The following is an 11,918-nucleotide window of genomic DNA, read 5'->3' as shown; positions in this document are numbered from 1 at the left end:
TTGCGTAACTCCTAATTATTTCAGGTCTTTTTTTAATCTTTTTTTTGCTTGTTCCCCTTAACTCTCTGATAACCATTTCTTAAACCCTGAAAGTTTTTTTTAAAAAAAATCGCAAAGAAGCATAACAGCGGAGTGATCAACTTTGCTTCTACTATATTATATATAGGCAACAGTATCAAAAAAGTTTACCGGTAAATCAACAAAGCCCATCCCCTAGCCCCGATTGTAGTGGAAATCCCGCAGCGCAGCGGAGGAATTGCAACGGAAAGCGGGAACAGGGAAACCAAAAAAAAGCCCGAAACTTTCGCTTCAAAAAGAAAATTATACCTTATATATATATTGTATGTCTTTTATAAACAATTATATTTGCATCTTATTAATTACAAAATATGATAAAGATTACTTTACCGGACGGTTCGGTTAGGGAGTTTGCACCAGGTGTAACTCCTATGGATGTTGCAAAAAGCATCAGTGAAGGTTTGGCCAGAAATGTTATTTCGGCTTCTTTTAACGGTACAACCATTGAAACCACCACCGCACTAACCACGGACGGCGCTCTTATATTATATACCTGGAACGATGCAGACGGTAAAAAAGCGTTCTGGCATTCATCTTCTCACGTAATGGCACAAGCCTTGGAAGAAATGTATCCAGGAATCAAACTAACCATTGGTCCAGCTATTGACAACGGATTTTATTATGATGTAGATTTCGGTGATAAAAAAATCACGGATGCGGATTTTAAATCGGTAGAAGACCGCGTATTGGAAATCGCAAGAGAAAAACACGAATTCAAAATGCGTTCAGCTACTAAATCAGAAGCATTGGAGCTATACAAAAACAACGAATACAAAACGGAACTGATCCAAAATCTGGAAGACGGTACGATTACTTTCTGCGATCACTCTACTTTTACCGACTTATGCCGTGGAGGACACATTCCGAATACCGGAATCATCAAAGCGATGAAAATCTTATCGGTAGCCGGAGCGTACTGGAGAGGTGACGAGAAAAACAAACAGTTAACCCGCGTTTACGGAATCTCTTTCCCTAAACAAAAAGATTTGACGGATTATCTTGAATTACTAGAAGAGGCAAAACGTCGTGATCACAGAAAACTTGGAAAAGAATTGGATTTATTCCACTTCTCCCCAAAAGTTGGACAAGGTTTACCTTTATGGTTACCAAAAGGAGCTGCTCTACGCGATCGATTGGAACAATTCCTGAAAAAGGCTCAGAAGAAAGCCGGTTACGAGCAGGTAGTTTCGCCTCATATCGGACAAAAAGAATTATATGTGACTTCCGGTCACTACGCAAAATATGGAGCAGACAGCTTCCAGCCAATTCACACACCTGCGGAAGGAGAAGAGTTTTTATTAAAACCAATGAACTGTCCGCACCACTGTGAAATTTACAACGCAAGACCTTGGAGTTACAAAGACTTACCGAAGCGTTATGCGGAATTCGGAACCGTTTACCGTTATGAACAATCCGGAGAACTACATGGTTTGACACGTGTTCGCGGATTTACTCAGGATGATGCGCACATTTTCTGTACGCCGGATCAATTGGATGCCGAGTTTAAAAATGTAATCGACCTTGTATTGTATGTATTCGGATCGTTAGGATTTGAAAACTTCACGGCTCAGGTTTCTGTTCGTGATTTAAATAATCCTGACAAATACATCGGTTCGGTAGAAAACTGGGAAAAAGCGGAAAACGCTATTATCAGTGCCGCAAGAGATAAAGGATTGAATTATGTAATCGAACCAGGTGAAGCCGCGTTCTATGGTCCGAAATTGGACTTCATGGTAAAAGATGCTTTAGGAAGAAGCTGGCAATTAGGAACAATCCAGGTAGATTACAACTTACCAGAGCGTTTCGACTTGTCATACAAAGGTTCAGATAACGAATTACACCGACCAGTAATGATCCACCGTGCACCTTTTGGTTCAATGGAGCGTTTTATTGCTATCTTACTGGAACACACGGGCGGAAACTTCCCTCTTTGGTTAATGCCGGAGCAGGCTATTATCCTGTCTTTGAGCGAGAAATATGAAAATTATGCCAAAAAAGTTTCAGATTTGCTGGAAATTCACGAAATTCGCGCCCTAATTGATAACCGAAACGAGACAATTGGTAAAAAAATCAGAGAGGCAGAAGTACAAAAACTTCCTTTTATGCTGATTGTTGGTGAGGAAGAAGAGAAGAACGGCACGATTTCTGTCCGTCGTCACGGTGATGCCGGGAAGTCGAACGAAACGATGACTGTTGAGCAATTTGCTTCTTTGGTGAAAGAAGAAATAAACAAAACACTAAAACAATTCTAAGTTTAACTTAAAATTTTAAAGCCATAGCAATAAGAAACAACAGAGGTTTTCAACCTCGAGTAGAAAAAAAGGACCCACACAGAATCAATAATTTTATCCGTGTGCCGGAAGTACGTCTTGTAGGTGACAATGTAGAACCGGGAGTATTCAAAACCGCAGATGCTTTACGTTTAGCCGATCAACTGGAATTGGATTTGGTTGAAATTTCACCTAATGCAGAACCGCCAGTTTGTAAAATCATGGACTATAAAAAGTTCCTTTACGAACAAAAAAGACGCGAAAAAGAATTAAAAGCTAAATCGACACAGATTACCATTAAGGAAATTCGTTTCGGACCTCAAACAGACGAGCACGATTACGAATTCAAAAAGAAAAATGCGGAAAAATTCTTAAAAGAAGGTTCCAAATTAAAAGCATTCGTATTCTTTAAAGGGCGTTCGATTATTTATAAGGAGCAAGGACAAATCTTGTTGCTTCGTTTAGCACAGGATTTGGAAGATTACGGTAAAGTGGAAGCACTACCGGTTCTTGAAGGTAAACGTATGATTATGTTTATCGCTCCTAAGAAGAAAAAATAGTACTCAGTTGGCATTTGTCAGTTTGCAGTAAAAAAATAGTAAGTAAGATAAATCTAATACCTAGGAAGAAAATGCCTAAAATGAAAACTAAATCTAGTGCTAAGAAACGTTTCAAAGTTACTGGCTCTGGAAAAATCAAAAGAAAGCACGCTTTTAAAAGTCACATTTTGACTAAAAAATCTAAAAAGCGTAAATTAGCTTTAACTCACTCAGCTTTGGTTCACCAGTCTGACGTGAAGAGTGTAAAAGAACAATTAAGAATTATCTAATCGACAATTTTATTGTCAATTAACCCTTAATCGTTCTTTCGGTTAAAACAATTCAATAACCCTGGAGTGGGCTGTTCCGAGCAATCGGAATTAGAAGTACCGAAAGGTCGCCTTACTGCAAAAAAAATTTAAAATTATGCCAAGATCGGTAAATTCAGTTGCTAAAAGAGCAAGAAGAAAAAGAGTATTAAAACAAGCCAAAGGTTTCTTTGGAAGACGTAAAAACGTTTGGACAGTAGCGAAAAACGCGGTAGAAAAAGCAATGCAATATGCTTACCGTGGTAGAAAGCAGAAAAAGAGAAACTTCCGTGCATTATGGATCATGCGTATCAACGCTGGTGCACGTTTACACGGAATGAGTTATTCTCAATTCATGGGTAAAATCAAAGCTAACAATATCGAATTGAACCGTAAAGTTCTTGCTGATTTAGCTATGAACCACCCTGCAGCTTTCACAGCTATCGTAAATAAAATTAAATAAACGTTTGTTAAACATATTTATCTTACTTATTACAAAAACCCCGCCTAAAGCGGGGTTTTGTTTTTTATCACTTGTTCTAAAACTATAATACCAAGAACGGTGCGATAATACCAAAGCTCAAAACACCGGTAGTATAATCTTTTACACCATATGCCGCTTCCGCATAACTTTTATAATCATATTTTCTGTATATATATGACAGATAAAACTTCATGTTGTAGTCTTTAAATGGAAAATACTGAACTGTCGGAATTAAACCATAACTTACAGACAACAAATCATCTGCACCCGGATCAGGATTATCCTTCCAATAATGGTTACTATGCATAGCTGTCATAAGCAAATTTACCTTAGGAGTAACAAAGTATTCTGCCCGTAACCAGTTTTCCACATATAATGCATCCCTAACGGCGATAGGAGTAGCTAGCGGTGTACTTACTATACTGGATACTATGCTTGTTCTATCCAACCCTTCATCACTGTATTGAAAATCATAATACAAAACAAATTTGTCATTAAACTTAAATTTATTTCCCAGCACTATATAATTCATATGTGCGCCGACTGCCTCATTAAAGTAACTATAACTATAAGTGGTTTCAAATTTTCCATTAAAAAAACTCCCTCTCCAGTTTGCCACGAAAGCCAAAGGATATTCCGAAGTCTCCAAGCCTGCTGGAGCTGATGTACCGTAAACTTCTTCAAAAGTTTTGGTGCGGGAATTCAATACCGAAAATGAAAAACTATGCTTTTTACTTTCAAGTGTATGAGCAACGCTTGCCCCCACTAAATAATTATCGGCAAATTCAACGATATCATTATAAGCTAAAATATCGATTGGATTAAAGTCAAACTCATATCCTCCCCAATCGGCACATAATTTCCCCAATGAAAAGTTAGTTCGTGGCCCCACATCTATACGTACAAAAGCCATATCAGTTGCCTGGCTCATATGGTCAATACTACCTATCTCAACATCCTTAGTGAATCTGTGTCTAAATCTGAAATAAACTTTGTCGTGAATTTTACCCTTAATTTCAAAACGAAGCTGGTTTACATTAAAACTCGAATAATCATGTCCCTCATCACCATCAGGTTGTAATGAACTGAAATGACTGTCATAGGCAAAACGCGAGTTAAAAATCACATCAACATTTGACAATAATGATTGCCTGTCAATCGGTATTAAACTGGGTATGGAATCTACGTACTTATTCCCCTCCGAAGTTTGCTTTTCTATAACCTGCCCTTGTATAAAGAAGGGCAAATTAAGCAACAATAAAATAAATAATTTCTTTTTCATAGGTTATGGTTTTAGTTTAAACAAATTATTATTAGCATTTATAATAGCAGTGTTCCCAATAAAAAACCAATGGCTATAGCTACGCCAATGGCCACCACGCCAGGAATAAGGAAACTGTGATTGATCACATACTTCCCAATTTTCGTACTTCCGGTTCGGTCAAAATTAATTGCAGCTAACAGCGTTGGATAGCCTGGTAGCACAAAATCACTATTAACTGCAGGGAAAATCGCGATCAGGGCAGGATGGGCCACGCCCAAAGTCATCCCTAAAGGCATCATGGTCTTTGTTGTTGCCGCCTGACTGAACATTAAAACTCCCATGATAAAAACAGCGATGGCAAACGTCCATGGGTACTCAGCCACCGCTTCGCCTAACACTTCGGAAATAAGTTTCTGATTATGATTCATAAAAGTAAAACTCATCCAAACCACACCAAAAACCGACACTACTGCAGAGGCCATAGCTGTAAACAAACTTGCTTTGGTCACTTCAGCCGCACTTGTTTTTGTAAGCAGCATCATCATCGCTGAAGCCGTTAAGGTAACCACTCCGATAATAGTCACCATTGTTAAAGACCCATCTTTGGCAACAGCAAGAGTTGCTGCTCCAGGGCTGAAACGAGGCAGTAAATCAGGGAAAGCCCCAGCAATCACGATCATCAAAATGGCGACTCCAAAAATAACAACCGATTTTTTAGCACCCGGTTTCAACGGAGTTCCAGAAGATTCGGATTCTGTGTCCAAACTTTTTGCAAACTCAGGATCTTTCATCTTCTCAATAAAAATGGGATCATCATTCAGTTCCTTTCCGCTTTTGAAAACAGAGAAACAACCGATCAACAGCCCTATAATACTGGATGGAATACATATCATCATAATATCCACTAATGCTCCCGGATAAGCCAACACTACAACAAATGCCGCCGTAGCCGCACTCATAGGACTTCCGGTCAGAGCCAAGTGGGAAGCAATTACCGAAATACTCAAAGGTCGCTCCGGACGAATTCGTTTTTTAGCAGCTACTTCTGAAATAATCGGCAATAAAGAATAAACAATGTGGGCCGTCCCGGCGAACAAGCATAAAAAGTAAACCGTAAAAGGCGCTATAAATGTAATATTGGAAGGGTTTTTCCTGATGATTTGTTCGGCAAGATTTACCAGATAATCTAATCCGCCTGAAGCCTGCAAGGTTGCAGCAGTTGTTACGATGGACATGATTATCAACATCACATCAATAGGCGGATCGGTGGGTTTCATCTTAAATACAAAAATAAAAATCAGGAGACCTACCATCCCCATGACACCCAAACCGATGCCTTTCATTTGTGACCCGATGAGAATCATCCCCAAAAGAACTGCTATTTCTAACCAAAACATATCACAAAGTTTATTTAGTTACTATTCAGTGAAAATTCTGAAATCACGTCATCAAACCAACAATAACAGGTCCCCAAGTCGTCAAAATAATATTCCCTAAAGCATAAGGAATCGTATATCCCAAAACCGGAAACTTACTTTCCGAAGCATCCTGGACTGCCTTAAGTCCAATAGTCGAAGTTCCCGCTCCTGTTTGAGCTCCCAGTAATATTATCGGATTCATCTTTAACACGTATCTTCCGAAAAGCAAACCAATTATATGAGGAATTATAGCCACAGCAAGTCCGGCAAATATGATACTGAACCCTATTGCTTTTAGTCCTGCTATAAAAGTCGGGCCGGCCGTCATGCCTACAAGCCCGATAAAAGTCGCTAATCCCAGATTGTCAAAAACCCACAATGCCGCTTCGGGAATCCTCCCCAAAACAGGAGTCCGCGAGTGCAGCCATCCAAACACTAATCCCATGACCAACGCACCTCCACTGGTGGTTAAGGTTATGGAAATATCAAAGAGTGACACTGAAAGCAATCCTACCAATCCTCCTAAAACAATACCCAAGCTTACGAAGATGATATCTGTTTCGACACTTAAACGATCTAAGAAACCTGCTTTTTTAGCCGCTGCTTCCAAATGCACCAATTTACCCGATACTTTTAAAATATCTCCTCTTTGCAAAACAGTGTTTAAATCAAAAGGGATTTCATGATATTCTCTCGTGATTTTATCCAGCATAATTCCTTCCGCCCTTCTACTGTCACGGACCTCACGAATTGTCTTTCCGATAACATCTTTATTTGTAAGGGTAATTTCCATGTGGGCAATAGGAAAATTCAGCAACTCCTCATCCAAAACTTCGGGACCAATTTCCCAAATACGTTTAAGGATAATTCCATGTTGAGCCATAATTACCATTACATCATCCTTACTGATCACGGTCTCCGGTGTCGGATCTATCAAAATTCCGTTATGCCGTATCCGCTGAATAATAATCCCTAGGTCTGAATTCTCTTTCTCAAATTCGGCAATTGTCAGTCCGATCCACTTTTCGTTGGTGAATTTGTACGCACGGATAATCCATCTTTGGTAGGCTGAGTCAACACCAGGCTCATGTTCTGTTTCTCCGGTTAAAGACTGGCTGAGTTTTTTACTTTCCTCTACTAATTTCACCCGTAATAACTTAGGAGCGATGGTAGTCAAAAAAAACACTAATGCTGTTGCCCCAATAAGGTAAGTGGCCGCATAAGCAACCGGAATATTATTTATTAAATGAGATTTTTCAGCTGCAGAAATAGGAAGTTCCCTAATTGATGCCGCAGCAGTTCCGATAACCGTCGATTCCGAAAATGCGCCCGCCAAAAGACCGGCGGCCGTTCCCACATCGTAACCTAAAAATTTAGACATTGTAAATGCCACAAGCAGACAGGAAACACAAATTACTACTGTCAGCATTAATTGGGGAAGTGCATTTTTCTTGAGTCCCTGAAAAAATTGGGGCCCTACTTTATACCCTGTGGCAAAAAGAAAAAGATCGAAAAAAATTGTTTTTACAACTTCAGGCACCTCAATAACCAACTGGCCAATAAGCACACCGGCAAACAGAGTCCCTAATACAACCCCAATTTTAAATGAACCAATCTTGATGTGCCCCAGGGAAAACCCCAATGCCAACATCAAAAAAACCGCCAATTCCGGATGTTCACGCAAAATAGTTGTAACAGTTGACATTTGTTGTATTTTAAAATTGATAAAACGACAAAAAAATGATAACCACTAACTTTCAGTCAGTTAAAAAACATGCGTAGGAAATGCAATAGAGGGGGGCTTTTCAAATTAACTTGAGTAAATATAATATTTTTTTTAACACATTTACATATATTTAACAATATTATACTTCTTATTTTCAAAATAAAAGAAGATCAGTTCGTTTTTTAATAGAAATAATCCCTACACTACATCTTAAGGATAAAATGAACCGCCTCAGAATAAAAAACTGAGGCACATAAATTCTGAAATAATATATTATTCGTCCCCGGATCTATAAGGCATATGTGAAATACCTTTTTTTAAGACTGAATTATAGTAAAAAAACAATCGAAAGGTGTGATTCATATCGTATTGATAGCCGGAATATTTTTGTTGAAAAACATTCATATACCCAAAATCAAAACTCAACTTGGAATTTATATTTTGCTTGATACCAATAAAAAACCGATTTTGTTCAAACGTATTATAAACCACTTCTTCTCCAAAATGTACCAGAATTTCGTCTGATAATACTAAAACCGGAAGGTTCTTTTTTTTAAAAATGGGAATCCCAAAAAGAGCCAGATAGCGTATTCTATTAGTAAACCTGAGTTCACCGGACTCCTTATCATCCACAATTTTTTCCTGCCAACGATGCTCGATCCTAATTCTTTGAAGAATTCCAACGTTCTCGAACAATGTGTTTAATTGAAACTGCTCGTAAATTCTGTTTTCGTCGGCATACGTACTCCATTCGGGGTTAGATGGAGCCAGCCACATGTGGGCATAACCACCCGTAAATGTCATTTTCGCATGTGGAATAAAGGTAAAACCTCCTCTCAGAAAATAAAAATTGTTATCCTTCAAAAATTCGTCACTTCTGATATGAGCATCCGCAACAATTCCCCAATGCTCATGAAATTTAGTTACCGTATTTATGGAAAACCACAACTGTGAATTTTGATTGATTACCTTTTTCTGTTGCTCCTGACAAAAAGAAGTCAACGGCAACAAAAAAAACAAGGTTTTGATTATACTTTTCTTCATTTTCACAGTGAAATTTATTGGAATAAGTAAACACATCCTAACAAATTTACATATCTCTATTCGTTTTTAAACTCTTCAAAAGCAAAAATTTCCTGCAAAACAAATATTAATACCGTTTCTGCCATGGTGACTTCCAGAAAAATAACCACTAATTATTTATAAAACACAAACCTTTACTACTAGTTTTTAAATGGCTTAAAGCAGAGAATTCAGGAGCGAATGGCTTGGGCACTGTCTACAAACCATGATCCCGCCATCCGCTCTACAAGATGCCGCTCCTATCGGGGCTAAACGGCAAACCATTTTACTTTTTGGAATGTTTATTTTAAGCTACCTTTGACAGCAATACGATTCCCATGAAAAACACGAAAAACGATACTGCGCAAAAAAGTCTGCATCCGAGAAACAAACACCACGGCAATTACGATTTTACATCCTTAATCGAAACTTTGCCGGAACTGAAACCGTTTGTTACCGTAAACAAATTTGGGAATGAAAGTATTGATTTTGCCAATCCTGATGCAGTTCGCGCTTTAAACAAAGCTTTGCTGAAACATTTTTACAACATCAGTTATTGGGAATTGCCAAAAACCAACCTCTGCCCTCCCATTCCGGGGCGCGCCGATTACATTCATTATATCGCGGATATTTTAGCCGAAGTCAATAGCGGGCAACTACCAACCGGAAAGAGCGTCCGGATTCTGGATATCGGAACCGGTGCCAATTGTATTTATCCTATCATCGGACATCAGGAATATGGTTGGGAATTTGTGGGTACTGAAGTGGATAAACCAGCAAAACACACCGCCGAAACTATCATCAACAACAATCCGGAATTAAAAGATGCGGTTTCCATCCGACTTCAGGAAAGCAAACGAAATATTTTCAAAGGAATTATTCAACCGGGAGAAACTTTCGATTTCACCATCTGCAATCCTCCGTTTCATAATTCCAAAGGTGAAGCTATAAAAGGAACAACCAGAAAACTGAAAAATCTTGGCAAAACCACGGAAGGAAAACCCATTCTGAATTTCGGCGGCCAAAATAACGAACTATGGTGTGAAGGCGGGGAACTGGCATTTATCACCAACATGATTTATGAAAGCGTTCATTTCAAAACACAATGCAAGGCTTTTTCGTCACTTGTTTCCAAAAAAGAAAACCTGAAACCTTTATATACGGTACTGAAAAAAGTAAATGCAAAGAATGTAAGAACCATCGATATGGAACAGGGAAATAAAATCAGTCGTTTTTTGGTATGGCATTTTTAAGTTAACCAGCCAACTTTGACAATTAACAATCGCATGTATACCCAAAAATATCGGATATATAAAAACAAAAAAGCCATCTCTGTAGAAGATGGCTTTTTGTTTTATTACGTTTTCAATTTTTTCTTTCTGGCTGCCGGGAATAAAACATTATTTAAAATCAGGCGATACCCTGGTGAATTAGGATGCAAGTCCAAAACTGTTGGCGGATCTCCCACCTGATGCTTGTAATCTTCTGGATCGTGCCCTCCGTAGAAGGTGAACATCCCTTTACCTTTGGTACCGTGGATATATCTTGCTTCGCCGTTTTGTTTGTTTTCTCCCATTATCAAGATGTTCGATTTTATCAAATCAGTGTCGAAAGCAGTTGACTGTCCCATGAATCCTTTCACCAATTGGGTATGATTTTGGCATAACATGGACGGAATCGGATCCCATTTTGCAGAATATTCCATCAATGTAAAATAATCCACATCCGGTAAGACTTTTCGGGTATTGGTCACGTCTATATTTGAAAATTCGTAGGCTACAGGATTACGCTCCAACGTGAAATCCTTAAAAGCGAATGTATTATTGTAATCAATTTTGGTTTGGTAGTTAGCATCACTCGGATCTCCGTCAAACATCGATTCGCAGATATCAACTCCTTCTGCCGAAAGTGCAATATCAAAACTGTCTGTGGCCGAACACATGGCAAACATGAATCCGCCTCCAATCACAAAGTTTCTTATTTTTTGGGCTACCGCTAATTTTTCCTGTGACACCTTACTGTACCCAAGTTTAGTGGCTAATGCTTCAGCATCTTTTTTCTGTTCGATGTACCAAGGTGCATTTCGGTAAGCTCCAAAGAATTTTCCGTATTGGCCTGTAAAATCCTCGTGGTGCAAATGCAGCCAGTCATATAATAGTAATGCATCGTTCAGTACTTCTTCATCATATATTGGGGTGAAGGGAATTTCGGCGTATGTCAGCACTAAGGTTACGGCATCATCCCAAGGTTGTTTTCCTTTTGGTGTGTAGACTGCAATTTTTGGGGCTTTTTCCAAAACTACGGTTTCCATATTTTGGGAAGGGGAACTGATTTCTTCAAGAATCCCGTTGGCTACACCATCGGAAAGGACTTCAAAAGACACACCGCGAATCTGGCATTCCTTTCGGATTTCCGGAGCATCGGGCAATAAAAACGAACCGCCGCGGTAGTTTAGCAACCAACTCACTTTGTACTGTTTCTCCAATGCCCAATAGGTGATCCCGTAGGCTTTTAAGTGATTTTGTTGTGTTTCGGGATCCATCGGCAAGAGCACGAAAGAGGCCTTTGCTGATAATGAAACCAGAAACAGAATAATATATAGTGTTTTTTTAAAGTGCATCCTGAAAAAATTTACCGTCCCGCCGGCTTTGTATCCGTTGAGGATTTTTAGTACTGATGTTGTACAAATATAACGAAAGTTTGTTAAGAGTTTCATTTACGCAGTAAGGAGATTTCTCTCCGCAGTAAGAAGATTTCTCTCCGCAGTAA

At 38.9% G+C, this 11,918-nt stretch carries 10 protein-coding genes; 5 read left to right on the top strand and 5 right to left on the bottom strand.

Annotation, left to right across the window (positions count from 1 at the left end; translation table 11 throughout):
* Positions 1-389 precede the first annotated feature (389 nt).
* The 4 genes from thrS (at position 390) to rplT (ending at position 3,658) form a co-directional block, all read left to right on the top strand.
* Complete coding sequence (gene thrS, locus FEDK69T_RS08835) at positions 390-2,330, top strand: threonine--tRNA ligase (RefSeq protein WP_023573804.1); 1,941 nt, start codon at positions 390-392, stop codon at positions 2,328-2,330.
* A gap of 29 nt (positions 2,331-2,359) precedes the next feature.
* Positions 2,360-2,908, top strand: coding sequence for a translation initiation factor IF-3 (infC, locus tag FEDK69T_RS08830; RefSeq protein ID WP_081711712.1), 549 nt, complete (start codon positions 2,360-2,362; stop codon positions 2,906-2,908).
* Between the two features lie 71 nt (positions 2,909-2,979).
* Positions 2,980-3,177, top strand: coding sequence for a 50S ribosomal protein L35 (gene rpmI, locus FEDK69T_RS08825; protein WP_014164268.1), 198 nt, complete (start codon positions 2,980-2,982; stop codon positions 3,175-3,177).
* Positions 3,178-3,313: 136 nt separating this feature from the next.
* Positions 3,314-3,658 (top strand): 50S ribosomal protein L20, encoded by a 345-nt coding sequence (rplT, locus tag FEDK69T_RS08820; RefSeq protein ID WP_023573802.1) that lies wholly within the window; start codon positions 3,314-3,316, stop codon positions 3,656-3,658.
* Positions 3,659-3,740: 82 nt separating this feature from the next.
* Here the strand turns inward: rplT and FEDK69T_RS08815 are convergent, their stop codons facing one another.
* The 4 genes from FEDK69T_RS08815 to FEDK69T_RS08800 form a co-directional block, all read right to left on the bottom strand.
* On the bottom strand, positions 3,741-4,961 hold the full coding sequence (locus FEDK69T_RS08815; RefSeq protein WP_023573801.1) for a porin: 1,221 nt from the start codon (positions 4,959-4,961) through the stop codon (positions 3,741-3,743).
* A 38-nt stretch (positions 4,962-4,999) separates the two neighbouring features.
* Positions 5,000-6,340: an anaerobic C4-dicarboxylate transporter family protein gene (locus FEDK69T_RS08810; protein ID WP_023573800.1), complete on the bottom strand. Its 1,341-nt coding sequence runs from the start codon at positions 6,338-6,340 to the stop codon at positions 5,000-5,002.
* A gap of 43 nt (positions 6,341-6,383) precedes the next feature.
* Complete coding sequence (aspT, locus tag FEDK69T_RS08805; RefSeq protein ID WP_023573799.1) at positions 6,384-8,066, bottom strand: aspartate-alanine antiporter; 1,683 nt, start codon at positions 8,064-8,066, stop codon at positions 6,384-6,386.
* Positions 8,067-8,360: 294 nt separating this feature from the next.
* Positions 8,361-9,131: a DUF2490 domain-containing protein gene (locus FEDK69T_RS08800; RefSeq protein ID WP_162147246.1), complete on the bottom strand. Its 771-nt coding sequence runs from the start codon at positions 9,129-9,131 to the stop codon at positions 8,361-8,363.
* 356 nt (positions 9,132-9,487) lie between these two features.
* Between FEDK69T_RS08800 and rlmF the strand changes: the two genes are divergently transcribed.
* Positions 9,488-10,402: a 23S rRNA (adenine(1618)-N(6))-methyltransferase RlmF gene (gene rlmF / locus FEDK69T_RS08795; RefSeq protein ID WP_023573797.1), complete on the top strand. Its 915-nt coding sequence runs from the start codon at positions 9,488-9,490 to the stop codon at positions 10,400-10,402.
* Positions 10,403-10,506: 104 nt separating this feature from the next.
* Here rlmF and FEDK69T_RS08790 read toward each other — a convergent pair whose 3' ends face one another.
* Complete coding sequence (locus FEDK69T_RS08790) at positions 10,507-11,769, bottom strand: hypothetical protein (RefSeq protein ID WP_035630776.1); 1,263 nt, start codon at positions 11,767-11,769, stop codon at positions 10,507-10,509.
* Between the last annotated feature and the right edge of the window lie 149 nt (positions 11,770-11,918).

It is taken from the genome of Flavobacterium enshiense DK69 (assembly GCF_000498495.1).
In the GTDB taxonomy this organism is placed as follows: domain Bacteria; phylum Bacteroidota; class Bacteroidia; order Flavobacteriales; family Flavobacteriaceae; genus Flavobacterium; species Flavobacterium enshiense.
Note: the sequence above shows the minus strand (reverse complement) of the source record. Positions and strands in the feature narration are given on the sequence as shown.